Origin of the sequence: Falsiroseomonas stagni DSM 19981 (assembly GCF_900114315.1) — a bacterium.
GTDB classification, from domain to species: domain Bacteria; phylum Pseudomonadota; class Alphaproteobacteria; order Acetobacterales; family Acetobacteraceae; genus Falsiroseomonas; species Falsiroseomonas stagni.
The window spans coordinates 29,134-53,343 of record NZ_FOSQ01000006.1; the positions used below are offsets into that span (position 1 = coordinate 29,134).

General features: G+C 72.4%; 29 protein-coding genes. 23 read left to right on the plus strand and 6 right to left on the minus strand.

Annotated features, from left to right (window positions below; translation table 11 throughout):
* Positions 1–218 precede the first annotated feature (218 nt).
* Genes BM041_RS16000 through BM041_RS16010 form a run of 3 tightly spaced genes read left to right on the plus strand, consistent with a single transcriptional unit; the run spans position 219 to position 2,756 of the window.
* On the plus strand, positions 219–536 hold the full coding sequence (locus BM041_RS16000) for a DUF2849 domain-containing protein (protein WP_092960894.1): 318 nt from the start codon (positions 219–221) through the stop codon (positions 534–536).
* Positions 537–541: 5 nt separating this feature from the next.
* Complete coding sequence (locus BM041_RS16005; RefSeq protein ID WP_092960895.1) at positions 542–2,233, plus strand: nitrite/sulfite reductase; 1,692 nt, start codon at positions 542–544, stop codon at positions 2,231–2,233.
* Positions 2,220–2,756, plus strand: coding sequence for a DUF934 domain-containing protein (locus BM041_RS16010; protein WP_092960896.1), 537 nt, complete (start codon positions 2,220–2,222; stop codon positions 2,754–2,756). Before BM041_RS16005 ends, BM041_RS16010 begins: the two co-directional genes overlap by 14 nt.
* A 262-nt stretch (positions 2,757–3,018) precedes the next feature.
* On the opposite strand, the gene BM041_RS16015 is transcribed toward BM041_RS16010, so the two are convergent.
* Positions 3,019–3,711 (minus strand): GntR family transcriptional regulator, encoded by a 693-nt coding sequence (locus BM041_RS16015; RefSeq protein ID WP_217648738.1) that lies wholly within the window; start codon positions 3,709–3,711, stop codon positions 3,019–3,021.
* A 103-nt stretch (positions 3,712–3,814) separates the two neighbouring features.
* Between BM041_RS16015 and tcuA the strand changes: the two genes are divergently transcribed.
* Together tcuA and tcuB are read left to right on the plus strand one after the other, a co-directional pair.
* Positions 3,815–5,212 (plus strand): FAD-dependent tricarballylate dehydrogenase TcuA, encoded by a 1,398-nt coding sequence (gene tcuA, locus BM041_RS16020; RefSeq protein WP_092960897.1) that lies wholly within the window; start codon positions 3,815–3,817, stop codon positions 5,210–5,212.
* Complete coding sequence (gene tcuB / locus BM041_RS16025) at positions 5,199–6,347, plus strand: tricarballylate utilization 4Fe-4S protein TcuB (RefSeq protein ID WP_217648739.1); 1,149 nt, start codon at positions 5,199–5,201, stop codon at positions 6,345–6,347. The genes tcuA and tcuB overlap by 14 nt, the downstream gene beginning before the upstream one ends.
* Here tcuB and BM041_RS16030 read toward each other — a convergent pair.
* From BM041_RS16030 to BM041_RS16050, 5 genes are read right to left on the minus strand one after another with little or no spacing between them, the layout of a single operon-like run.
* Positions 6,344–7,057, minus strand: coding sequence for a hypothetical protein (locus BM041_RS16030; RefSeq protein WP_092960899.1), 714 nt, complete (start codon positions 7,055–7,057; stop codon positions 6,344–6,346). The genes tcuB and BM041_RS16030 overlap by 4 nt on opposite strands.
* A 3-nt stretch (positions 7,058–7,060) precedes the next feature.
* The gene (locus BM041_RS16035; RefSeq protein WP_092960900.1) at positions 7,061–7,696 is read right to left on the minus strand and encodes a biliverdin-producing heme oxygenase; all 636 of its coding nucleotides are present in this window, start codon (positions 7,694–7,696) and stop codon (positions 7,061–7,063) included.
* Entirely contained in the window at positions 7,693–8,601 is a 909-nt protein-coding gene (locus BM041_RS16040) for a methyl-accepting chemotaxis protein (protein WP_175533968.1), read from the minus strand. Before BM041_RS16040 ends, BM041_RS16035 begins: the two co-directional genes overlap by 4 nt.
* 27 nt (positions 8,602–8,628) lie before the next feature.
* Positions 8,629–8,940 (minus strand): STAS domain-containing protein, encoded by a 312-nt coding sequence (locus BM041_RS16045; RefSeq protein ID WP_092960902.1) that lies wholly within the window; start codon positions 8,938–8,940, stop codon positions 8,629–8,631.
* An 11-nt stretch (positions 8,941–8,951) separates the two neighbouring features.
* Complete coding sequence (locus BM041_RS16050; RefSeq protein WP_175533969.1) at positions 8,952–10,790, minus strand: GAF domain-containing protein; 1,839 nt, start codon at positions 10,788–10,790, stop codon at positions 8,952–8,954.
* A 260-nt stretch (positions 10,791–11,050) separates the two neighbouring features.
* On the opposite strand from BM041_RS16050, the gene BM041_RS16055 reads away from it, so the two are divergent.
* From BM041_RS16055 to gvpA, 18 genes are all read left to right on the plus strand, one after another.
* Positions 11,051–11,821 (plus strand): hypothetical protein, encoded by a 771-nt coding sequence (locus BM041_RS16055; protein ID WP_092960904.1) that lies wholly within the window; start codon positions 11,051–11,053, stop codon positions 11,819–11,821.
* 5 nt (positions 11,822–11,826) lie between these two features.
* Positions 11,827–12,786, plus strand: a complete 960-nt coding sequence (gene gvpN / locus BM041_RS16060) for a gas vesicle protein GvpN (protein WP_175533970.1) — start codon at positions 11,827–11,829, stop codon at positions 12,784–12,786.
* Positions 12,786–13,118: a hypothetical protein gene (locus BM041_RS16065; protein WP_092960906.1), complete on the plus strand. Its 333-nt coding sequence runs from the start codon at positions 12,786–12,788 to the stop codon at positions 13,116–13,118. Before gvpN ends, BM041_RS16065 begins: the two co-directional genes overlap by 1 nt.
* Positions 13,119–13,130: 12 nt before the next feature.
* Positions 13,131–13,388 (plus strand): gas vesicle protein GvpO, encoded by a 258-nt coding sequence (gene gvpO, locus BM041_RS16070; RefSeq protein ID WP_092960907.1) that lies wholly within the window; start codon positions 13,131–13,133, stop codon positions 13,386–13,388.
* 4 nt (positions 13,389–13,392) lie between these two features.
* Positions 13,393–13,683 carry a gas vesicle protein GvpJ gene (gvpJ, locus tag BM041_RS32160; RefSeq protein ID WP_092960908.1) on the plus strand — a complete coding sequence of 97 codons (291 nt, stop codon included), beginning with the start codon at positions 13,393–13,395 and terminating at the stop codon, positions 13,681–13,683.
* Positions 13,680–14,210: an Hsp20/alpha crystallin family protein gene (locus tag BM041_RS16080; RefSeq protein ID WP_092960909.1), complete on the plus strand. Its 531-nt coding sequence runs from the start codon at positions 13,680–13,682 to the stop codon at positions 14,208–14,210. Before gvpJ ends, BM041_RS16080 begins: the two co-directional genes overlap by 4 nt.
* A complete protein-coding gene (locus BM041_RS16085) occupies positions 14,207–14,971 on the plus strand; it encodes a GvpL/GvpF family gas vesicle protein (protein ID WP_092960910.1) in 765 nt (254 codons plus the stop codon). Before BM041_RS16080 ends, BM041_RS16085 begins: the two co-directional genes overlap by 4 nt.
* A gap of 7 nt (positions 14,972–14,978) precedes the next feature.
* Positions 14,979–15,221: a gas vesicle protein GvpG gene (locus tag BM041_RS16090; protein ID WP_175533971.1), complete on the plus strand. Its 243-nt coding sequence runs from the start codon at positions 14,979–14,981 to the stop codon at positions 15,219–15,221.
* Positions 15,218–17,284 (plus strand): AAA family ATPase, encoded by a 2,067-nt coding sequence (locus BM041_RS31865; protein ID WP_092960911.1) that lies wholly within the window; start codon positions 15,218–15,220, stop codon positions 17,282–17,284. The genes BM041_RS16090 and BM041_RS31865 overlap by 4 nt, the downstream gene beginning before the upstream one ends.
* On the plus strand, positions 17,281–18,261 hold the full coding sequence (locus BM041_RS16100) for a J domain-containing protein (protein ID WP_092960912.1): 981 nt from the start codon (positions 17,281–17,283) through the stop codon (positions 18,259–18,261). Before BM041_RS31865 ends, BM041_RS16100 begins: the two co-directional genes overlap by 4 nt.
* Entirely contained in the window at positions 18,261–19,004 is a 744-nt protein-coding gene (locus BM041_RS16105; RefSeq protein ID WP_092960913.1) for a GvpL/GvpF family gas vesicle protein, read from the plus strand. Before BM041_RS16100 ends, BM041_RS16105 begins: the two co-directional genes overlap by 1 nt.
* The gene (locus tag BM041_RS16110; protein WP_175533972.1) at positions 18,997–19,218 is read left to right on the plus strand and encodes a gas vesicle protein; all 222 of its coding nucleotides are present in this window, start codon (positions 18,997–18,999) and stop codon (positions 19,216–19,218) included. Before BM041_RS16105 ends, BM041_RS16110 begins: the two co-directional genes overlap by 8 nt.
* A complete protein-coding gene (locus BM041_RS16115) occupies positions 19,215–19,541 on the plus strand; it encodes a gas vesicle protein K (protein WP_092960914.1) in 327 nt (108 codons plus the stop codon). Before BM041_RS16110 ends, BM041_RS16115 begins: the two co-directional genes overlap by 4 nt.
* Before the next feature lie 12 nt (positions 19,542–19,553).
* A complete protein-coding gene (locus BM041_RS31870; protein WP_092960915.1) occupies positions 19,554–22,142 on the plus strand; it encodes a hypothetical protein in 2,589 nt (862 codons plus the stop codon).
* A 108-nt stretch (positions 22,143–22,250) separates the two neighbouring features.
* Entirely contained in the window at positions 22,251–22,745 is a 495-nt protein-coding gene (locus tag BM041_RS16125; protein ID WP_092960916.1) for a hypothetical protein, read from the plus strand.
* Complete coding sequence (locus BM041_RS16130; RefSeq protein WP_092960917.1) at positions 22,742–23,251, plus strand: hypothetical protein; 510 nt, start codon at positions 22,742–22,744, stop codon at positions 23,249–23,251. The genes BM041_RS16125 and BM041_RS16130 overlap by 4 nt, the downstream gene beginning before the upstream one ends.
* A gap of 11 nt (positions 23,252–23,262) precedes the next feature.
* A complete protein-coding gene (locus BM041_RS16135) occupies positions 23,263–23,805 on the plus strand; it encodes a hypothetical protein (protein ID WP_092960918.1) in 543 nt (180 codons plus the stop codon).
* 173 nt (positions 23,806–23,978) lie between these two features.
* Positions 23,979–24,197: a gas vesicle structural protein GvpA gene (gvpA, locus tag BM041_RS16140; protein ID WP_092960919.1), complete on the plus strand. Its 219-nt coding sequence runs from the start codon at positions 23,979–23,981 to the stop codon at positions 24,195–24,197.
* Positions 24,198–24,210 lie beyond the last annotated feature (13 nt).

Genomic DNA, 24,210 nt, shown 5'->3' on the forward strand with positions numbered 1-24,210 from the left:
CGTGTGTTTTGCCGATCAGAGAAAACCACACTCCAGCACGATCAACAATAGGGTCTTTGGGGTAACGGTGCCGTCTATCACGCGACACGGAGAGCTTTTTTTTGCTTTTCCGCGATTTCTTACGGGTGAGTCGCATTGAACGCGCGGCGTCTGTGCGTTAATTGGGAAGTCCCAGGTCATCGCGGCGTGCGATCCACGCCGCCGGGAAGGAAGCAGCCATGTCCGCACCGGCGAAGATCCGCCCTGCCACCGCCCCGGTGGTGGTCACAGCCAACGATCTCCGCTCCGGACGCGTGGTTTGGCTGGCCGATGCGGGCTGGACCGGCGACGTCGCCGGCGCGCGCGTCTTCCCGGCCGCGGATGCCGCCGCGGCGCTCGCGCTCGGCCAGGCGGCGGAGAAGGCGCGGATCGTCGTCGCCGCCTACACCGTGGAGGTCACGGCGGGGCCGGTGCCGCTCAAATTCCGGGAAAGGCTGCGCGCGGCCGGACCCTCCATTGACGCCGAGCCGCGCGCGGCGCTGCGACAGGCTTCCTGACCGCCATGGACCAGATCACCCACGCCATCCCGCCCCATGCCCGCACCTATCGCTATGACGAGGTGGACCGGGACTTCCTGGCCGCGCGGATCGCTGAATTCCGCGACCAGGTGGCGCGGCGCCTGTCCGGGGAACTGACCGAGGACGAGTTCAAGCCGCTGCGGCTGATGAACGGCCTCTACCTGCAACTGCACGCCTACATGCTGCGCGTCGCCATCCCCTATGGCGTGATCGATGCCCGGCAGATGCGGCAGCTGGGCCAGATCGCGCGGCGCTGGGACCGCGGCTTCGGGCACTTCACCACGCGGCAGAACATCCAGTTCAACTGGACGAAGCTGGAGGAGGTGATCGACATCCTCCAGGCGCTGGCCGATGTGGACATGCACGCGATCCAGACCAGCGGGAACTGCGTGCGCAACGTCACCACCGACGAATTCGCGGGCGCCGCGAAGGATGAGCTGGTGGACCCGCGCGTCTATGCCGAGATCCTGCGGCAATGGTCCACGCTGCACCCCGAATTCACCTACCTGCCCCGCAAGTTCAAGATCGCCATCACCGGCGCGCCGCATGACCGCGCGGCGATCAAGGTGCATGACATCGGCGTGACGGCGAAGCGCGGCGCGGCCGGCGCGATCGGCTTCGAGATCTGGGTGGGTGGCGGGCTGGGGCGCACGCCGATCATCGGCACGAAGCTGTTCGACTTCGTGCCGGAAGCCGACTTCCTGAAGACGATGGAAGCGGTGCTGCGCGTCTACAACGCGCTCGGCCAGCGCGACAACATCTACAAGGCCCGCATCAAGATCCTGGTGCGCGACCTCGGCGACGAATTCCGGCGCCTGGTGGAGGAGGAGCTGGCGGCGATGCCCGCCGGCCACTACCGGCTGGACCCCGCGATCGTCGCCGCGATCCGCGCGCATTTCGCGCCGCCGCCCTTCGCGGACCTGCAGGACGATCCGCCGCGCTACCGCCGCGCGCTGGAAGCCGACGCGGCCTTCGCGACCTGGGCGCGCAATTCCACGCACCCGCATCGCGCGCCGGGCTACGCCTCCGTCGTCGTCTCCCTCAAGCCGATCGGCGGCATCCCGGGCGATGCCTCCGCCGACCAGATGGAGGCGATCGCGGAGCTGGCGGAGGCCTTCTCCTTCGGTGAGATCCGCGTCAGCCATGTGCAGAACCTGGTACTGCCCCATGTACGGCAGGAGGATCTGCACGCGCTGTGGCAGGGGCTGAAGCAGCACGGGCTCGCCACGCCGAATGTCGGGCTGATCAGCGACATCATCGCCTGCCCGGGCATGGATTACTGCGCGCTGGCCACAGCGCGCAGCATCCCCGTGGCGCAGCGCATCAGCGAACGCTTCGCGAGCCTCGACCGGCAACTGGACATCGGGACGCTGCACGTCAACATCTCCGGCTGCATCAACGCCTGCGGGCATCACCATGTCGGCCATATCGGGCTGCTCGGCGTGGATAAGCGGGGGGAGGAGGTGTACCAGATCACCCTCGGCGGATCGGCGACCAATGATGCGACGATCGGCGAGCTGATCGGCCCGGCCTTCAGCTACGACAGCGTGGTGGATGCGGTGGAAACCCTGATCCGCACCTATGTCGCGCATCGCAGCCCCGGCGAGCTGTTCAAGGACACCTACCGCCGCATCGGCCCGGCGCCCTTCAAGGAAGCCCTCTATGCCCCTGCTTGATGGCGACCGGCTGGTCGAGGACATCTTCGCCCGCGTGGCGGATGACGAGCCGCTGCCGGAAGGCGCGGCGCTGGTGTCGATCGACCGGCTGCAGCGCGAAGGCGATACGCTGGCCGGGCGCAACGCGCCCCTCGGCGTGGCCCTGCCGCCAGGCACCAACCCCGCCACGTTGAAGCCCTGGCTGCCCCGCCTGGCGCTGGTCGCGCTGACCCTGCCCAAGCACCGCGACGGCCGCGCCTTCACCCAGGCCCGGGCGCTGCGCGAATACCACGGCTACACCGGGGAGATCCGCGCCACCGGCCATGTGATCTCCGACCAGTACGCGGCCCTGCTGCGCTGCGGCGTCACCACCGTGGCTGTGCCGGAGGGCACCGACGCCACCACCTGGACCCGGATGCGGGACACCATCCCCCTCGCCTACCAACCCGCCATGACCGGCGACGGCGACACGAACCTGCTGCGCCGGCGCGTGAGCCTGGCGCGGCACGATGCGGGCGCCAACGGGGCGCCGGGCGGGGTGTAGCGGGGCGGGGTGACGCCGGTTGATCTGCAGTGGGACGCCGTCCCCCTGCACCCCCTGCGAAGGGGCAGCGGCCCCTTCGATCCCCCGTCAATCGATGGGTGATGGGAGGGGCGCGGAGCGCGTTCCTGTTCGACGCGCGCTCCATGCCCCTCCCATCACCCATCGATGAACAGCCTGGGGTCCAGGGGCCCGCTGGCCCCTGGCAAAGGGGGTGCGGGGGAAACGGCGTTTCCCCCGCGGACCACCAGCAAACCCCGCTCCGCTACACCCCGCCCGGCGCCGCGTAGGGCACGCCCACCGTGCGCACCAGCCAGGCCAGGCGGTGGCGTTGCGCGGCCTGGGCGTGGGCGCGGGCGGCGGCCTCGGCGGCTTCCCCGTTCCGGGCTTGCAGGGCGGCGAGGATGGCCTGGTGTTCGGCGTGGGCCTGGGCGGCGCGGCCGCCCACCGTCAGCAGGGTGGGCAGCAGGGCCATGGTGGCGCCGAGCTGTTCGAGGCTGCGCAGCAGGTAGCGGTTGTGGGCGGCCAGGTAGAGCAGGCCGTGCAGGCGCTGGTTGGTCTCCGCCAGGGCGCGGGCATCGTTGAAACAGGCGGGTTCGGAGGCGACGAGTTCCGCCATGGCGCCGATTTCCGTCGCGCTGGCGTGCTGCGCGGCCAGGCGTGCGGCCGCACCTTCGAGCACTTCGCGCATGACGTAGAGTTCGACCACCTGGGCGTGGTCCGGCCGCGTGACGGTCAGGCCGCGGCGGGCCTCGTGGGTGAGAAGCCCCTCCGACTCCAGCCGCGCGATGGCCTGGCGGACGGGGGTGCGGGAGACGCCGAAGCGCGCGGCGAGGTCCGTTTCCGTCAGTCTCAACCCGGGAGCGAGGGTGCCGTCCCGGATGGCGGCGCGAATGCGCGCATAGGCTTCCTGGCCCCGATCTCGGCTGGGTTCCCGGGTTGGCAGGTGCATGTCCATGGCCCCCGTCTAGCGCAGGGCGGGGCGGGATTGGAACGGCTATCTGGACATCGGTGGATACCGTTGGATACAAGGGCGCCCAGAAGCTGTCCGAGGGGCCGCCATGCCCGATTTCTCCCGAGTCTATGACGTGCTGGTCGTGGGCGGCGGCAATGCCGCGCTCTGCGCCGCCATCACCGCCGCGCGGGCGGGGGCGAGCGTGATCCTGTGCGAGGCGTCCCCTCCCCCGCTGCGCGGCGGCAATTCGCGGCACACGCGCAACCTGCGCACCATGCATCCCGGCCCGACCCAGGTGATGACGGACAGCTACCTGGAGGAGGAATACTGGGACGACCTCAAGCGCGTGACCGCGGGCAAGACGGATGAGCACCTGGCGCGGATGTGCATCCGGGCGAGCCAGCACGCGCCGGATTTCCTGGCGAGTTGCGGCGTGGTGTTCCAGCCGAGCTTGTCAGGCACGCTGTCGCTGTCACGGACCAACGCGTTCTTCCTCGGCGGCGGCAAGGCATTGGTGAATGCGCTGTACCGGGAATGCGCGCGGCTTGGCATCGTCACGCTGTTCGACACGGAAGTGCAGCACATCAAGGTGGAGGAAGGCTGGGCGACGGAGGCGGTGGTCAGCCATGCCGGCTTCCCCGAACGCATCCGCTTCAAGGCGCTGGTGGCGTCCAGCGGCGGCTTCCAGGCCAATCGCAACTGGCTGCGGGAATACTGGGGCGATGCGGCGGACAATTTCCAGATCCGCGGCACGCCCTATGCCCAGGGCGTCGTGCTGAAGGATCTGCTGGCGCAGGGCGTGCAGGAAGTGGGCGATCCCACGCAGTTCCACGCCGTGGCGAATGACGCGCGCGCACCCATGGAGGATGGCGGGCTCGCCATGCGGCTGGATTGCGTGCCCTTCGCCGTGGTGGTGAACCGCGATGTCGAGCGTTTCTACGATGAGGGCGAGGATGTCTGGCCGAAGCGCTATGCCATCTGGGGGCGCCTGATCGCGCAGCAGCCGGGCCAGGTGGCGCTGGCCGTCACGGACAGCAAGGCGGTGATGAATTTCCTGCCGTCCGTCTATCCGCCCTACAAGGCCGACAGCATCGCGGGCATCGCCGCACAGGCGGGGATGGACGCGGCGAAGCTGGAGAAGGTGATCGCCGACTACAACGCCGCCGTCGTGCCCGGCACCTTCACGCCGATGGTGCCCGATGATTGCCGCACGGAGGGGCTGATCCCACCGAAGAGCCATTGGGCGCGGCGCATCGACAAGCCGCCCTACTACGCCTATCCCCTGCGCCCCGGCATCACCTTCACCTTCCTCAGCGTGAAGGTGGACGACAAGGCCCGCGTGCTGATGGCGGATGGCAAGCCTTCCGGGAACATGTTCGCCAGCGGCGAGATCATGTCCGGCAACATCCTGGGCCAGGGCTACCTGGCGGGTTTCGGCATGACGCTGGGCACGGTGTTCGGCCGCCTGGCCGGAGAGGGAGCGGCGAAGCATGTCCGCAACTGAGATGAGCAAGCTGGACGCGCTGCTGCGCGAGGCGGAAGTGACGGAGAGCGGTGCCTACCAGGATGCGCGGCGCCAGATGGCGGTGTGCAATGCCTGCCGGTATTGCGAAGGCTATTGCGCCGTCTTCCCGGCGATGGCGGCGCGGCGGGAATTCGCGACGGCGGACCTCACGCACCTCGCCAATCTCTGCCATGGGTGCAAGGGCTGCTACCACGCCTGCCAGTACGCGCCGCCGCACGCCTTCGCCATCAACATCCCCGCCACCTTCGCGACCATCCGGCAGGAAAGCTACGCGCAATACGCCTGGCCGCCGGCGATGGGGCGCGCCTTCGAGAAGAACGGCACCGTCGTCGTCGCCGTCGCCACACTGTTCGTGACGCTGGCGCTGCTGCTGGCGGTGGCGCTGGTCGATCCGTCCCGGCTGTGGACCGCGCAGACGGGCACGGGGGCCTTCTTCCGCATCATCCCGCTCTGGCTGATCAACACGCTGGCGGGTGCAAGCTTCGGCTTCGCGATCCTGGCCATGGCGATGGGCGCGCTGCGCTACCTGAAGGGCACCGGGGGGCTGGGCGGGCCGATCGCGCCGGCGCCCGTGGCGGATGCCGCGGTGGATGTGCTGACGCTGCGGAACCTGGGCGGTGGCGGGCATGGCTGCAACGATGTGGATGACAGCTTCGCCCAGCAGCGGCGCTGGCTGCACCAGGCGATGTTCTACGGCTTCATGCTGTGCTTCGCGGCGACAACGACGGGCGCCATCTACCACCATGTCTTCGGCTGGAAGTCGCCCCACGCCTTCCTGAGCCTGCCCGTGCAGCTCGGCACCTGGGGCGGCGTGCTGCTGTGCATCGGCACGGCGGGGCTGATGCGCGTGAAGGTGATCACCGATCCCGTGCCGGTGGCGCGCAAGCTGCTGGGCGGCGAATTCGCGATGCTCGGCCTGCTGTTCCTGATCGGGTCGACGGGCCTGCTGCTGCTGGCGGTCCGGCATACCGGCGCCATGGGCTGCATGCTGGCCCTGCATTTCGGCCTGGTTCTCGCGCTGTTCGTCGTGCTGCCCTACAGCAAGATGGTGCATGGCGTGTATCGCGGCATCGCGCTGCTGCGGAATGCGCGGGAGCGGCGGGCGCGCGGCTAGGCGGTTTCCACCGCCGGCACGGGCGGGAAGAGGCATTCCGCGATGAAGGCATCGGCGAGGTCCACGCCGATGCAGCCGGCCAGCATGCGGCGCGTGCGGTCGTTGCGGCGCTGGCCCTCGATGTAGCGGGCCTGCGCCGCGGCCATGGTGGCGGCGTCGCATCGCGCAATGGGCGTGGCGGCGACAAGCTGCGCGAGGGTTTCGGCGCCGAGGGCAAGGCCGGCCTCGAAGGCCGCGGCATCGCCGGGCCGCACGGCGACAACGCGCGGGGAGAAGATGGCCGTCCATTCCGGCAGGATGCGGGAGGCGCCAAGCGCGCCGCGCCGCGGTTCCATCCCATCGGCCCAGGCCGCGATCAGCGGATCGGCCTCCTGCACCGTCGGCGACAGGTCGAGGAAGCAGCCGGTGGCGCGATCCTGGCCGGCGATGACATCGAAGCCGTAGATCGGCAGCGCCTGGTCGAGATGCGGGAAGGCGCAGGCATGCAGCACCGCGATCTCACCGGGGATGGCGAAGTATTCGACATGGAGGCGGCGCAGCGTGGCCGTGCGGACCACCGTGTTGCGCCAGGCGATGGGGCGGCGCAGCGTGCCTTCCGATACGGCGCGGGCCAGCCAATCCTCCATCGGCAGGCTGCGCGCGCCGGGCAGCGCGGCGGCGGTGGCGGCCAGCGCATCGGCCGCCGCTTCCAGGCGCTGCAGAAGGGACATGGATCAGGCGCCCGCAACCCAGCGATCCAGCCTGTCGAAGGCGTGCCGGGCCGCGGCGATGACGGCGTCCGGATCGAATTGCGCGGCTTCCGCCCCCTCATCCAGCGCCAGGCGGAAATCGCGCCAGAGCGTGCCGGTCTCCGCCCCATGCGGCACGACATGGGCGGCGCCGGCGGCGGGACCGATGCCGAGCGTGGCTTGCAGATGACGTGCGATGAGCTGGCCGCCCAGCGTCGAGCCTTCGAGCACGTAGAGCGCGCCAAGCGCCTGTTCCACGCTGCGGATGACGAACGCCTCGCAGCGCGGCAGGGCGGCGATGTCGTCTGGCGCGAAGCCGAGCGCGCTGAGATCCGCGGCAAGCGCCGCGCGGCGGTTCAGGCGGCGGTGCAGCGCCAGGCAGGCCGGCAGCCGATGCGCCATGCCCTCCAGCGCGGCTTCGAGAGGCGCGTAATGGCCATGCAGGCGCGCCACCAGTCGGCGGTATTCCGCCAGGGTCAGGTCGGGCGCCATGAGGCGCGCGAAGCGGGCATTCGCCTCGATCCTGTCGTGCAGGTCGCGGGTTTCCTGCCTCAGGCGGAGCGTCAGCGGCGGGGCCAGGGCCGGAAAGACCGGGGCTTCCGCCAGTGCCATGGACATCATGTCAGCGCCTTCTGCGTTTCGATCGTGGCGGTCAGCAGGCCCTCGCGGTTGCGCACCACGCCTTCGGCGGAGACGGTGAGCGTGTCGAGCGACCGGGTGAGCTGGACATAGGCCTCCCCCGTCTCGCTGATCGCGAGTTGCATGCGCGTGATCACATCGTTCACGCCGGCCATCATGGTCGCGGCCTCGACGGTCTGCTTGCAGCCATCGCCGATGCGGTCCGCGAGGGATTTCTGGCGGTTGAGGAGGTCCGTCAGCGTGGCGGTGGCGCCATGCACCGCACCGACGATGGCGCCGAAATCCGCCTGGACACCGCGAGTGGCGGCGACGAGGTCGCGCAACCGGGATTCGATGTTGGCACTGAGCGTCCCGGCCTCCCCCGCCAGCACCTTCACCTCCTGCGCGATGACGGCGAAGCCGGCGCCGTGCTGGCCGGCGCGCGTCGCCTCGATCCTCGCGTTCAGGGACAGCAGGTTGGTCTGGGCGGAGATCTTGTTGATGCCGCGGAGGAACTCCCCGATCGTGCCGAAGGTGGAAACCAGCGCGTCGATCGAGGTCGCACCGGCGGCGGCGCGGGTCTCCGCATCCTCCGCCTGGGCGCGGGCCGTATCGGTCAGGCTCGTCATATCCCGCGTCGACGCCAGCAGGGCCTCTCCCGCTGCCTGGGAGCGCTGCAGGAAGTCCGACGTCTCCGCCGCGCTGACGGAAAGCGAGCAGGCCTCCATCATCGTGCCTTCGAGCGTGTTGGAGAGCTTGGCCCCCGCATCCCGGATGACCGCGCATTCCGCCAGCACGCGGGAGGACAGGAAGTCGAGCCGGGAGAAATCCTTCTCCCCTTCGGGCCGGGGCTTGCCGCGGCGGTCATTCACCACCGCGGAACCCTCGGCACCGGCAACCATCGACATGCCGTCCATGATGGCCTCCGGCCGTTGCTACTGGATCTGCAGCACCTTGCCGAGATTGGCCTTGTGCATCAGGGACAGCACCGCCGGGTTGGCATTGACGATGCCGACGGACTTGTTCTTCGACTTCGCCGTGTGGCTGAGCATCATCAGCATGCCGGCGCTCGCGGCCTCCATGCTCTGGACACCCGCGAAGTCGAGGCGGATCTGCGTGACCGCGCCGTTGGCGAGCACGGGTTCGAGCTGCTGCTTCAGCGTCGCCTGGCTCATGCTGTCGAGCACGCCGCGAAGCGTGACGGAGGCCTGCGAACCGCTGGCCTGGACGGAGACATTGATGGACATGGCGGGTCTCCTCAGGCCAGGGAATGCCAGCGGCTGCCGGGGGCGGCAGGCAGCGTGGCCGGCAGGGTGCCCGCGCCGCGCGGGGCGAAGAGATCGGCTTCCGAACGGACATCGACCACAACGGGATCGCCGGGCTGGTCGGAGGCGGGGGCGGAGACGCCCCGCGCCTGGCGCGACCAGATGTCGCCGATCGCGCTGGCGAATTGCGCGGCGAGGAGAATCTCCTGGTCCAGCCACGGACGCGACGCGCCGGCCAGCGGCGCGCGATGCGCGGCGAAATCGTCGCGGGGCCTGAACATCTTCTCGCTGTTCAACTCCGCCGCGCTCGGCGGGCGGCCGGCCCAGACGGCATCGACGATGCGTTCGCGACGGAACCACATGATCATGTCGCCGCGGTGGCCGATGGGGGCGGCGAGCAGGCCGCTGGCCACCGCGCGCAGTTCCGGGCCTGCCGGGGTGTAGTCGCCCAGCGCATCAGTGGCGAAGACGCGCCATTCAGAACTGTCGAAGCTGGGCAGGCGGGATCCGAAGAGGGAGGCGATGCCGCGCACCGTCAGCGCATCCGGCGTCGCGCCGACCAGATGGACATGCCCGGCAGGACCGGCGCGCAGCACGGCCGCGCCATCCGCATCCGCAAGGCGCAGCAGGTCGGAGGAGAAGCGGTCCTCCGCCCGCCCCGCCGCCGCGACCTCCACCCCGCTGATCGAGACATAGGTGGGCGCGAGCGCCGCGACATGGCGGGACACCGCATGCATCGCATGCAGTCTTGCGCTGGTCAGGTGGTCGCCGCGCATCGCCGCCGCGGCGGCGAGCATGGCCTGGCTGCCATCGACGGTCGCGATCATCTCGGCGCTCAGCCGCTGGCGATCCGCAATGCGGGCTTCCTGCGCCTCCAGCTCCACGAGGCGGGAGGCGAACATCATGGTGAGCTGTTCGATGACCGCGCGGCTGTCGTAGTTCAGGAACTTCTCGTCCTTGTTGTGGACGACGAAGAGGCCCCAGACATTGTTGTCGATGTTGACGGGGAAGATGATGTTGCTGCCGACGCCAAGGTTGCGGTTGTAGCCGTTGTCGCAGGGATGGATGCCGCGCAGCCAGCAATCCGTCATGTCGACGGCATCGCCGCTCGGCACCGGTTCGCCACCGCTTCCCATGGTCAGCAGGGGCACGGATCCGCGTTGCGTCGGCTTCTGGCGGGTCTTGCCGGTACGCAGGATCTCCTTCGCATTCTCCGGCACATCGGAGGCGGAGAAGTGATAGCCGAGGAAGGAATGCGGCAGCTTGCTGTCCGGCGCATGGAACTCCGCGGCGACAACGCCGTGCCCATGGGCGAGGAAGCGGTAGAGCTTCACGCGGTCATACCGCGTGACGAAGTGCATCATCTTCGCCGCGGCCTCGAACAGCCCCTGCACGGTGGTCTGGCGGGCGACGGCATCAAGGGCCGTCGCGACCATCGTCTGGTAGTCGTGCTCGGCCTCCACATAGGGCTCGATCTCGATGAAGAGGCGGCCTTCGCGGATGTGGCAGATGGCCTCGAACCGCCTGCCCTGCGCGACGAGTTGCGTCGGGTTGTCGAAGTAGCGGCGCCCAGGGCGCAGGATCTCCCCGATCCTGGCGAGGCTTTCGCCATCGCGGAAGGCGACGGCGGGCGAGTGGCCGAGCACCGCCTGCGGCGGGATGCCGAGGATGTCCTGCACATTGGCGCTGACATGCTCGACGATGCCGGTCTCCGGCACCACCACCATCATCACGCCATGCGGCTGGACGGAGCCGATGCGCGCGAGCGGCAGTGCATCATGCTCGCAGGGCGTGGGGCGCCCGTTCCAGATATGTGCTCGGATGCTCGCCATGCGTCGGCTTCCCTTCTCGGCCCTGCCACGTGGACATCCGTGGACGTCACACCAACGCCCGGCGGCATCGCCCGGCATCCCGTCAGCGACGGTGGCCGCCGCCATCATGGCGAGAGGAGACTTAAGGATCGGTTCCCAGTGGGGTACCGCGACGTCGCATCGCATGAATTCGCGGCAAAGTGCCTGCAAGACTGCCAGGATGGGAAGCGAACTGCCCTGTCCCGCATCTTCACGAAGGCGAAACCACTGCCCTGCTAGCCATGCTGCTAGGCCCGGCGATCAAGGCGGGCCGCAAGTGGCAGGAGGCCACGGCGCGCATGGAATTCGGCACGCGGAGCATCCGGTCCTCCGGGCAGGGCAGCGGCAGCGTGGAGGTCACGCTGCCCCCGGCGTTCCGCGGCCTGGCGGGCCTGGCCTGCCGCGTGGCGCTGCGTGACGGGTTGCGCCCCGAACTGGTGCTGCAGCCGGACCTGGCGGCGGCGCGCGCGGCGTTCGGGCGCCTCTGGACATTGCTCGCCGAAGCCATGGATTTCGAGGGTGGCGCCGTGCCGCTGGCGGAATGCGCGATCACCCTGTGGCCGACGGCGGAAGCGCCGGGCGCCATGCCCCGGCTGGCCTGGGCCGATGGGCTGGCGCTGGCGGGGCCGGCGCCGCACGCGGCTTCGGCCCTGGCGCGCAGCGTGGCGGCGCTGGCGCAGCTGGCGGCGCGTCGGCGCGGGATCGCACCGGGGCTGGCCACGGATTTCGGCGCGGCCAGCGGCCATGCGCTGGGCGGGATCGTCGTGCATCCCGCGCTGCAGTCGGCCTGCGACATCGGTACCGCCCTGCTGGCGGCCGGCGGCTTCGCGCCCGACGCGGCACTGTCGCTGGCGGCGGAGGATGCGGTGAGTGGTGGCTTCCGCGATGCAGCGCTGCCGCGCCTGGCATTGCTGGCGGAACAGCATCTGGACTGGACCGACGATCCCGCGCGCCACGCCGCCGTGGTGATGGCCTGGCGGCGCGGCGTCGCGCTTGAACTCAGCGGAGCATGAAGAGCATGGCGCGTCCCCAACCCGCAGCGGCGGCGGAATCGGAGGGGCTGCTGCAGTTGCAGCCGGGCCCCGACCATGTGCGCACGCCGGCGACGGAAAGGCTGGCGGCGCGCGCGCTCGCCTATCTGGATGCCGGGTTTCCCGTGCATTTCCGGGGACCGGCGGGCAGCGGCAAGACCAAGACGGCGCTCGACCTGGCGGACCGGCTCGGGCGCCCGGTGCTGCTGCTGGTGGGCGATGCCAGCTTCGACACGGCGGCGCTGGTCGGCCGTGAATCCGGCAGCCGCACGCGGCGCGTGGTCGACCGCTACATCACAAGCGTGATGAAGGTGGAGACGGAGACGGTGCCGGTCTGGCTGGATCGCGCGCTGACGGTCGCCTGCACCGAAGGCTGCACGCTGGTCTATGACGAATTCAACCGCGCGCCGCCGGCCGCCAACAATGTGCTGCTGACGGTGCTGGAGGAACGCGTGCTGGCGCTGCCCAAGGCGCGCGGCAGCGACACCGCGATCCGCGTGCATCCGAATTTCCGCGCCATCTTCACCTCCAACCCCGAGGACCATGCAGGGACGGAGGAGGCGCAGGATGCGCTGCTGGACCGGATGGTGACCATCGACCTCGATGGCTTCGACCGGGACACGGAAGTGGCGATCGCGGTGGCGCGGTCGGGGCTCGATCCCGACCAGGCCGGGCGGATCGTGGACCTGGTGCGCGATTTCCGCATCTCCCGCGAATGGACGCGCCGGCCGACCTTGCGCGCCTCCGTGATGATCGCGCGGCTGACGAAGGCGCAGGGGATCGACGCCTCGGCCGAGGAGGAGCGCTTCGTGGAGATCGTGCTGGATGTGCTGGGCAGCCGGGTGAAGCCATCGGTGGCCGGCGTGCCGGACCCCAAGCACCGGCAGATGCTGGTGCGGCTGGTGGAGCATTTCTGCGGGCCGCGTGTGGCCGGGCCGGTGGTGTGATGGCCCGCCCGCGCAGCAGCCTGGCCACCACGCGGCCGCGCCCGCGGCGGCAGGGCGTGGAGACGGCGCTGGAAGGCGCCGCCACGGAATTCGCGCTGCTGGCGCAGCGGCGGTCGCGCCTGTCTCGGCAGATGGAATTGCTGCGCCGGCAGCATGAGGCCGCGGCCCTGACGATGGGGCAGGTGATGGCGCGCATGGCCGCGCTGTCCACCCGCATCGGCGCGCTGGTGCCGGAGGAGGCAGCACCGCCCTCGCTGCCGGAGACCCCGACAATCCAGGCGGAAAAGCCGCCGCCCGTGGTGCGCCGCCGCGGCGTGCCGATGACCTATTGAGGAACGAGCCCCATGGAACTCACCGAGATCGTGGAGACGGCGAAGCGGCAGATGACGGTGATCACCGGCCTGCCGGCGGACACCGTCGCGCGGCTGGACCCGGCGGAGGATGGCTGGGCGGTGGCGATCGACATGCTGGAACATCGCGCCATCCCACGCACGCATGACCTGATCGCGGCCTTCGAGGTCACGCTGGACAATGGCGGGCGCATCCTGCGCTGGAAGCGCACGGGCCGCTTCCAGCGCGGCCAGGCGCGCGAGGAAGCCTGATCCCATGCAGCACGCGGTTGGCGGCTCCTCCCTCGCCGATATCCTGGAGCGGATCCTCGACAAGGGAATCGTGGTGGCGGGCGACATCTCCGTCAGCCTTGTCGGCGTGGAACTGCTGACCATCCGGGTGCGGCTGGTCGTCGCCTCCGTCGATCGCGCGCTGGAAATGGGCATCCGCTGGTGGGAAGCGGATGCGGCGCTGACCGGCCAGACCCAGAAGCTGACGCAGGAGAATGCGATGCTGGCGGAACGCGTGGCGCTGCTGGAGAAGCGGCTGGCGGGGGTCGGCGCATGAGCGGCGCGCGCGGGCCGCGGCGGCCGCTCTCCGTCGCGCGGGCGATGTCGGAACAGGCACGGGCAGACCGGCCGGCCATCGATCCCGTTGCCTCCATAGCGGGCATGATGGAGGGGCTGAAGGGGCTGGCGGAAGGGCTCGGGAAACTCGCGGACCAGGCCAAGACCGGCGACGGGGAGCGGAAGATCGCCTTCGGCTATTCGGTGCGGACGATGGAGGGCGCGGCGCAGGGCGGCTTCTCGCCGTCCGTCCAGCCGAGGAGGGAGGAGCCGGCGGCGCGGGAGCCGCTGGTGGATGTCTTCGAGGAAGCGGAGGCGATCCTCGTCGTCGCGGAACTGCCGGGGGTGGAGCCGGAAGGGCTCTCCCTGGCGGTGCGGGCGGGCGCGCTGGAGATCACCGGCCAGGGGCGCGCGCGCTACCACCGCCTGGTGACGCTGCCCTGCGCGGTGACGGCGACGGGGATGAGCCACGCGCTGCGCAACGGAATCCTGGAAGTACGGCTGATGCGGGCGGAGCCGGGCGCATGAGCGGCGGGTTGTGGCTCTATGGCATCGGGATGCAGGCGCCGGGCGGCGCGCCGCTGGGCGAGGGTGTCGCCGGCGCGGCGGTGGAGGCGATGGATGCGGCGGGCTTCGTGGCCCTGGTGTCGCAGGCGCCGGCGGAACGGCCGGCGCCGACGCGGCGCCACATGCTGACGCATACCGCCGTGCTGGAACGCGCGACGGCGGCGGCGGATGTGCTGCCGGTGCGCTTCGGCACGGTGGCGCCCTGCGCGGTGACGCTGGCCCGGTGCCTCGCGGTGAATGCGATCAGGCTGCGCGACGCCATGGCGGGGATCAGCGACTGCGTGGAACTCGGGCTGCGCGTCTCGTGGCGGGAGGGCGTGATCTTCGAGGAGATCCTGGCCGCGGAGCCTTCGCTGCGCGCCATGCGCGACCGGCTGGCGACGCGGCCGATGCAGGAAACCTACCAGGACCGGATCGCGCTCGGCCGGCGCGTGGAAGCCGCGCTGGCGTCACGGCGGGCGGCGGAGGCCGCGGCGCTGGATGCGGCGCTCGCGCCCCTGGCCGCGCAGGTGGTGACGCTGCGGGAGGTGGATGAGGCGATGTTCGCCAACCGCGCCTTCCTGGTGCGGCGGCAGGACGAACAGCGCTTCGACGCCGCGGTGGCGGCGCTGGAGGCGCAGCAGGGTGCCAGGCTGCTGTTCCGCTATGTCGGCCCGGTGCCGCCCTTCAACTTCGTCTCGCTGCGCGCCGAATGGTTCGGCGCGCCGGCACAGGCGGCGTGAGGCACCCATGGGCATCCTGCGCACGCTGCTGACCCTGCCGATCGCCGCCCCCATCGGCGGCATCGGCTGGGTGGCGAACCAGGTGGCGCAGGCGGTGGACCAGCAATGGCACGATCCGCGCCGGGTGGAGGCCGCGCTGCTGGCGCTGGAACGCAGGCTGGAAGCGGGCGAGATCACGGAGGAGCAGTTCGAGGCCGCGGAGGCCGAGCAGCTGGCGGAACTCGCCGCGATCCGGGCTGCGCGGGGATGAGCACGCTGTCGCTCGGCGTCATCGGCGCCACGATCGACGACGCCAATCGCGGCATCGCGCGGCTGGATCCGGCGGCGATGGCGGCGCTGGGCTGCCGGATCGGCGATGTACTGGCGATCGAGGGACGCCGCACCGCCCATGCGCGGGCGCTGCCGCTGCCGGTGGTGCAGCGCGGTGGCGGGCGCATCGCGCTGGATGGCGTGACGCGCGGCAATGCGGGTGCGGCGCTGGGGGAAACCGTGACGGTGCGCGCGGCGGGGGCCGTGCCGCGCGCGGGCCGCGTCACGCTGGCAGGCCCCGCGATCAAGCCGGGACTGATCGCCCTGGGACGCGCGCTGGAAGGCATGCCGCTGGCGGCGGGGGATACGATCCGCATCGCCCTGCCCGGCGGGCGGGAGGCGGAGCTGCGCGTGCAATCCGTGCAGCCCGGCGGCCCCGCGATGGTGGATGGCGCGACGGCGGTGGTGCTGGAAGGCGCGGCGGCACCTGAAGCCGCGGGCGCCGTCCGGTATGAGGACCTCGGCGGGCTGTCGCGGGTGGTGGAGCGGATCCGGGAGGTGGTGGAGCTGCCGCTGAGGCATCGCGATGCCTTCGCGCGGCTCGGCATCTCGCCCCCGCGCGGGGTGCTGCTGGTAGGGCCGCCGGGCACGGGCAAGACGCTGATCGCGCGCGCCGTCGCGACGGAAAGCCGCGCCGCTTTCATCGCCGTGAACGGGCCGGAGATCATGGACCGCTACTACGGCGCCAGCGAGGGCGCGCTGCGGGCGGTGTTCGAGCGTGCGCGCAAGGAAGCGCCCGCCATCATCTTCATCGATGAGCTGGATGCGATCGCGCCGCGCCGCGATGGGCTGTCCGGCGAGAAGCAGGTGGAAAAGCGCATTGTCGCGCAGCTGCTGACGCTGATGGATGGGTTGGGCGCGCGGGGCGATGTGGTGGTGCTGGCGGCGACCAACATGGCCGACAGCCTCGACCCCGCCTTGCGCCGGCCGGGGCGCTTCGACCGGGAGATCCGGGTCGATCCGCCGGATGAGGAAGGGCGGCGGGAGATCCTCGGCGTGCATACGCGGGCGATGCCGCTGGCCGGGGATGTCGACCTCGGCGTGCTGGCGGGGCTGACGGCGGGGTATGTGGGCGCGGACCTGGCGGCGCTGTGCCGGGAAGCGGCGATCGCGGCGCTGCGGCGGGCGGGGGCGCTGGAGGCGGCGGAAATCGCGCCCGGGCTGGCCGTGACGCAGGCGGATTTCGCGGAGGCGCTGGCCGGGATCGTGCCGAGCGCGCTGCGGGAATCGCATCTGGAGATGCCGCGCGGCGGCTGGGGCGACGTGGCGGGGATGGAGGCGCTGCGCGGCACGCTGGAACGGGCGGTGCTGTGGCCGCTGCGCCATCCCGGCGCCTTCGCGCGCATGGGACTGCGGCCGCCGCGGGGCGTGCTGCTGCATGGCGCGCCGGGCACGGGCAAGACGCTGCTGGCCCGCGCCTTGGCGGCGGAGGCCGGGATCGCCTTCATCGCGGTTCGGGGGGCGGAGCTGCTCTCCCCCTGGCAGGGCACGTCGGAGGCGGCGTTGAGACGGGTCTTCGACCGCGCGCGGCAGTCCCGGCCCTGCCTCGTGTTCTTCGACGAGATCGACTGCATCGCGGGCAGGCGCGGCGGCGGCGATGGCGCGACGGTGGAACGCATGGTCGCGACGCTGCTGGCGGAACTCGACGGGATATCGGACCCGCCCGGGATCGTGGTGCTGGGCGCGACCAACCGGGCGGAGGCGATGGACCCCGCGCTGCTGCGGCCCGGGCGCTTCGACCTGGTGGTGCGGATGGAAGCGCCGGGCACGGCGGCGCGTCGCGCCATCCTCGGCCTACACGCCGGGCGGATGCCGCTGGCGGCGGATGTGGATCTGGATGCGCTGGCGCAGGCCAGCGACGGGATGGTGGGCGCGGATCTGGCGGGGCTGTGCCGGCGCGCGGCACTGGCGGCGATGGAAGAGGCCGCGGACCCGATGGGCGCGGTGGTCTCCGCCGCGCATTTCGAGGCAGCACTGGCAACGACACGGGGGGATGCGCCATGACGGCGGAGTTGCGGATGCTCGGCATCGCGCCGGGCGGGGATGCGGGCGCGCTGCTGGCGCGGATGGAAGCACTGCCGGGGCCGCCCATGACACTGCTGCGCGCGGGCAGCATCGCCGCGCTGATGCAGCAGGCGGAGGCACCGGCGCAGGCGCTGCTGCTGGCGAAGGATCGCGCGGGGCTGCTGAAGAAGCTCGCCGCGCTGCAGCGGCGGCTGGAAGCGGGATGCATGGCGGGGCCCTTCCTGCCCGCCGATCCCGGCGCGGCGACCCTGCCCGCGGAGACCTGGCCCGCTTTGCTGGCGGCACAGGCGGAAGCCGCCGCGCGGGCGCTGGCGGATCACGGCGGCACGCATCAATGGGACGTGATCCTGCGCTGGTCGCCGGACAGCGTGCTGGGGCCGGCGCGGGACAGCCTCCGGGGCCTCGGCCGCGCGGCGATGGCGGCCACGGTGTCCGGCCTGCTGGCGGAAGTGCGCATGGCGCGGCTGGCGGCGCTGCGGGCGGCACTGACGGGGCGCGTGCTGGCGGTGGCGGAGGCCTCACCGGTCGCGGAGGATACGGGCGTGGGCCTGACGGTGCGCGTGCCGGCGGGGGGGGAGGCGGCGATCGAGGCGGCTCTCTTCGCCATGCCGGGCGAGCTGACGAAGGATGTGGCGGCGGATCTGCGGGGGCCGCTGCCGCCCCTGTCCTTCGCCGCGGCCCGCGTGGCGGCGGTGCCGGCGGATGCGATCGACCGGGCGTGGAGCCTGCTGGAATTGCCGGATGCGGTGGCGCCGGCCGAATTGCAGCGGCGCTGGCGCGGCATCGCCGGGCGGCTGCACCCCGACCACACCGGGCCGGAAGCCGATCCCGGCCGCTTCGCGGAAGCCGCCGAGGCCTATCGGCTGCTGCACAGCCTGGCGGGCGCGGGCGAGGTGCGGCGCGCCGCGCTGGTGGGGCGCGATGCCTGCCGGCTGCTGTTGCCGGAGGCCCGGTGATGGAGGCGCTCTACGCCTATGCGGTCGTGCCGCCGGAGACGGCGCTGCCGAGCGATGTCGAGGCGATCCTGCCGGGCGCGGGCTTCTTCCTGGTGCGGGCGGGCGGCTGTGCCGCGCTGGCGAGCCGGGTGGCGCGGGCACCCTTCGAGCCCGGGCCGGGCTGCCGCGGGAATGATCCCGCCTGGGTCGCCGAACGCGCGGCGGCGCATCACGCCGTCGTCGCCTCGCTGCCGGGGGCGGTGCTGCCGCTGGCCTTCGGGGCGCTGTTCTCCGGCGAGGAACCGCTGGCCGCCTGGCTGGCGGCGCGGGAGGAGGCGCTGCTGGCGGCACTGGCGCAGGTGGAGGGCTGCGCGGAATGTACCGCGAAGCTGGAGGAAGACCCGGCGCGCCACGCCGCCTGGCTGGACGCGCATGACGAGAACCTGCGCGACCTGGCGCGGCGCGCGCGGGACGCGGCGGCGGGCACGGCCTTCCTGCTGGCCCGGTCGCGCGACAAGCGGCTGGCGGAAGCGCGCGCGGCACGCGCGGCGATGATGGCGCGGGATGTCGCGGCCAGGCTCGGCCGGCATGCGCATCTGATGCCGGAGCCGATGACGGCGCTGGTGCGGCGCGCCGACATGCCCGCGCTGATGGAGGACCTGGCCGAGGCAGCGCGGGAGCTGGACGGTTCGGGGATTGCGCTGCGGCTGGTGGGGCCCTGGCCGCCCTACGCCTATGCGCGGGCGGCGCTGTCGCATGCGTGACGGGCTGAAGGCGCCGCTGCCGCCGCTGGGGGCGGAACCCCAGGCGCTGGTCGATGTGCTGGACCGGCTGCTGGACACCGGCGTGGTGGTGGACGGGCAGATCGTGCTGTCGCTGGCGGGCGTGGACCTCGTGCATGTCGGGCTGCGGGCGCTGCTCGCTTCCGTCGACCGCGCGGCCTGCCTGACCACGGCGCGGCCGGAGGGGATGCGATGATCGGATGGCAGGAACCGCCGCTGCGGGAGGCACCACCCCTGGTGCAGCCGCTGGAGCCCCTGGCGCGCATCGCGCTCGATCCCGCCACCATCGAACAGGACCTCGCCCGCCTGGTGCTGACGCTTGTCGAACTGGTGCGCCGGCTGATGGAAGGCCAGGCGCTGCGGCGGCTGGAGGCCGGCACGGTGACGGCGGAGGAGGCGGAGCGGCTCGGCCTTGGCCTGATGCAACTGCGCGGCGCGGTGGAGACGCTGTGCGACCGGCTGGGCATCCGGCCGGAGGAACTGAACCTTGATCTCGGCCCGCTGGGCCGTCTGCTCTGAGGGGCGATACCGATGCGGGTTCCCGGCGGGACGGATTTGGGGCGCTGGCTGGCGGGCGGGACGGCGCTGGCCAGCGCGGCGCTGCTGGGCTGGGCGGTGCTGCGGCCGCAGCCGGTGATGCCGGCGGGCGGGACCATGGCGGCGGCCGATCCGGCCGCGCTGGTGGCGGCGCTGACGGCGGGGGACCGCGGCGCGCTGGTGGATGACCTGCGCGGCGTGGCGGCGCTGCTGCAGGGCGCGGACCTGCCGCTGCCGGCGCGCGTCGCGCGCGCCAGGCTGGAAGCGGTGGCGGCGGCGGAGGACCGGCGGGCGCAGGAAGCGCCGCCCGCCCTGGTGCTGACATCGCTGGTGCAGCGGCTGGACGGCACCGTGGCGGCGCTGCGCGAACAGGGGCGATCCGGCCCCGTGGACCTGCGGCTGCTGCTGGCGGCGGGGCTGGCGCTGGCGGCGGCGCTGGCCGCGCTGGCCGGCGGCGCGGCGCGCGATGCGGCGCGAGGCCATGCGGCGGGCGACCAGGCGGCGATCGGCAACGCCCTGGCCAGCGCGCAGGATTCCGCACGGCAGATGGAGGCCCTGGCGCGGGGGACCGAAGCGCGGCTCGGCACCTCCGCCGCGCGCATCGACCGCGCGGGCGAGGGTCTGGAAGCGCTGCTCGCCCGGCTTCAGGCGGCAGGGGATGCCGCGCCGCCGGCGGAGGCGATGCGGGCGGCGGTCGCGGCCGTGGCCGCGACGCTGGCGGAGGAAGCCGCGCAGGCCCGCGCCGTGATGACGCGGATCGCCGAGGAGACGGAGGCCCGGGCGGAGGCGGCGGCGGCCCGGCTGGAAGCGCGCGTGGCCGCGGCGACGGAGACGGTGGCGGCGGAAGTGCTGCGCCAGGGGGAGGAAGCGGCCGCGCGGGTGGAAGACACCATCACGCCCCTCGCGGTGCGGCTGGAAGCGGTGCTGGCCAGCAGCCGCGTGGAGGGCGCCGGGCGCGCCGCCTGGCTGGAGGAAGCGCTGGCGGCGCTTCCCGCGCAGACCGGCGCGCAGGTCGCCGCGATGCTGGCACCGCGGCTGGAGGAAGGCCGCGTGACCCTGGCCGTGGCGGCGGAGCGCCTGGAAGGCGGCATGGTGGCCCTGCCCGGGTTGGTGGGGGAGCGTGTGGAGACGGCGCTGCTGGCCACCCTGCCCGCCCCGCTGGGCGACAAGGTCGCCGACATGCTGGCCCCCCGGCTGGAGGAAGGGCGCCTGGCCCTGGCCGTGGCGGCGGAACGCCTGGAAGCGGGCATGGTCGCGCTGCCAGGACAGGTGGGCGACCGGGTGGAGGCGGCGCTGCTGGGCGCTTCCGCCGCGCAGGGCGCGGAGGTCTCGGCCGCGGTGGCCGAAAGGCTGGCGGAGCGGGTCGGCGCCGGGCTCGCCGCGCTGCCGGGCGCGATCGCGGACCGGGTGAAGGCCGGCCTGGCAACGGCGACGGCGGCGCAGGGCGTCGCGGTGGCCGACGCTGTCTCGATCGTGGTGACGGAGCGGCTGGAGGCGGCCACGGCCACGCAGGCGGAGGCCGTGACGGCCGCCCTGACGGGTGTTGTCGAGGGCGCCCTGGCGGAGGCGCTGGCGGGCCTTCCCGGGGCCGTGGCGGCACGGATGGAGCCGGCCCTGGCGGCGGCTGGCGTGGCGCAGGCCGGGGCCGTTTCCGCGGCCCTGGCGGACCGGCTGGCGGCACTGCCGGCGGCCGTCGCCGAACGTCTGGAGGCAGGCGGCGCGGCGACTGGGGACCGGCTGGAGGCCGGGCTCTCCGCGCTGGAAGGGCTACCGGGGCGTATCGGGGACGCGCTGGACCAGCGGCTGGAGGACAGCCTCTCGGCCCAGGCATCGGCGCTGTCGGCCGCCGTGGCGGAACAGTTGGAGACGGGCCTGGGCGCGCTGCCGGCCCTGATGGCGGACGAGGTCGCGGGCCAGGTGGCGGCGGCGCTCGCGGCGCCGGCCGCGCGGCTGGAAGGGCTGGCGGAGGCGACGGCGGCGGCGGGCGCGACCGTCACGGCGGCGGCGACCGACCTCGCCGGGCGCCTGGCGCGGGAGGCGGAGGCGGAAGCCGCGTCCCGCACCCGGGCGACCGGGGAACTGGTGGCGCTGGCCACGCAGTTGACGCAGGCCGCCGGCACGGCGCGGGAGCGGATGGAGGAGAGCGCCGGCGCGGTGGAGGCCGCGGCAAGGCTGATGCAGGACGCCACCCGGCCGGGGCAGGAGGTGGTGGCGGAACTGGCTCGCCAGGTGGTGACGCTGCGCGACCTGGCGACTCCCCCGCCCCCGGCGGAGGGTGCGGCAGGGCGGCTGATGGCGGCCATGGCAGGCCAGGACGCGCCGCCGGCACTGCATCACGCGCTGGACCACCTGGGCGCGGTGGGGCGTTCGGCATCCGCCCTGCTGGCGGCGGCGGAGAGCCTGGCGGAGGCCAGCGCAGGGCCCGTGCCCCCTGCCCTGCCCGCGGCCTTCGGCGCGGAGACGCCGGCCCTGCTGGACAGCCTCGGCACCGTCATCGGGCAGCTTGAAGCGGTGGCGACGGCGCTGGCGCTGGCGAGCGATGCGGCCGGCGCCGCGCCGGCCGCGCCAGCCCGCGCGGCATGACCTTAACCGCCGCTTCACGGCGGCCGGTGTAGGCCCTGCGGATACTGCGACGCGTGCCGACAGGGTCGCGCCAGGCCCCGACAAGGGCGGGGCAACAGGAGGTTGGCAATGGTGTCAGTGGCGATCCTGGACCAGGCCGGCACCGCAGGGCCGCCCGCCCCGCGGGAAGCCGATACGGCCATACGGCCGGTGACGCTGCGGGTCAGCGGCGCGAAGCCGGTGCGGCTGCGCGGCAGGCTGCTGACCGGGGGCCATTCCCGCGCGACGGGCTGCATCGCCTGGCATGAGGTCGAGGTCTGGCAGATCGCGGGATCGCGGGAGGTCGCGGTGGCGCTGCGCACCCACCGTCCGGACGGGGACGCGGCCGATGTGCACCGCGCGGAGCTGTTCCCGGACCTGGCGGAGGCGCTGGACTGGCTGGAGGCCTTCGACCCGCTCGCTGACCTCAGCGTGGATTTCGATGCCTCCGACCGGCGGCTGTCCGGCGTGGAGGTGGCGCTGCGCGCGGCGGCGCTGCGCGGGCGGGCGGAGGTGGTGACGCGCGAATGGCGCGCGCTGCTGGGCGAGGTGCTGTTCGTGCTGGACGCGGATACCCCGGCATGACGGCGCCGGAGGCCGGGATGGCGGAGGAAGCCGCCGGCTTCGACTTCATCCTGCTGCCGCGCCACGGGCGCCGGCCACTCGGCTTCCAGGGACGGTTGCTGGCGCGGATGGAGGCGGCACCGCCGGACCTGCCGGTGGCGTCCTGCGTCACGCTGCATGAGGCAGCTTCCGGCGGCTTCGTCTGCGCCATCCGCCACCGGCTGCGGGATGCGGCGGGGGCGGAGGAGCGCTGCTACGCGCTGGCGGCGGGCGATGCGCCGACGCTGCTGCGCTTCCTGCACGGCCACGACCCGCTGCGGGACCTGCCGCCGGCGGCGCTGGTGCCGCAGGCCGCAGCGCCAGGCCCTTCCCGCGCCGCGCTGGCAGAAGCGGCAAGCGTGGCGCCCCGGCTGCGCGCCGTGTGGCGGGACCTGCTGGCGGCGAGCTTCGGCCCGCTGGCGGCACCGGCGGATCCCATGCCGGAGAACGACCCAGGCCGGACGGCATCCCGCCATCCCGCCCCCTGAGGAGAACCACGATGAACGTCATCAATGTGCATGAGCCCATCGGCGTCTACGAGGCGTATGGGGTCGATGAGAAGGTGAGCCTGCGGGACCCGGCGCCAGCCTTCGCGCGCGCCGGCCTGGCGCGCGCCGACCGGCCGGCGGCGGCAGGCAGCTTCACGCTGCGCCGCAGCGGCGCGCGGCCATTGAGCTTCACGGGCCGCCTGGTCAGCCACCACAGCGGTGAACGCGCGGGCGCGAACCAGTGGCATGAGCTGCGGCTGTACGAGACGGATGAAGGCGGCTTCGTCGCCGATATCCGCGTGCTGGGGGAGACGCATGGCAATGCCGGGCAGTTCCATGTCGCCACCTTCAACGAGCTGGAGGAGGCGCTGCGCTTCTTCGAGACGCATGACGCGCGGCGCGACGTGGTGAGCGACATCCCGATCGAGGATGCGGGGCTGTCCCCGGCGGAGCTGATGGTGCATGCGGCGACGCTGAAGGTGCGCTTGGCGGAAGCGGTGTCGGGCTACCGCGCCGTGCTGTCCGCCTTCCTGACGGCGATGCATCGGTCCTGACAGGACGGTGCCGGCCCATTCATGATGATCGCGTCTTTTTCGCTTGACGGCCTCCGCGTGAACCGTTCCGCAATGTGGCGCGATGACAATGCCGGGCGTCGCCACCGCGGAGCGGGCGGCGCGGCGCCATCCCGGATGTCGGGGCGGTGCGAAACCCAACACGGAGTCGCCCGATGACCATCAACAAGAGCCTCGCATCCTCCTCCCTGGCCGAGGTGATCGACCGCATCCTCGACAAGGGTGTCGTCGTCGACGCCTTCATCCGCGTGGCGCTGGTGGGCATCGAGCTCATCGCCATCGAGATCCGCGCGGTGGTGGCCTCCGTCGAGACCTACCTGAAGTATGCTGAGGCAGTGGGCCTGACGACCGACCCCGCCGCGGCCGCGGCCTGACGCGCGCCGCGCG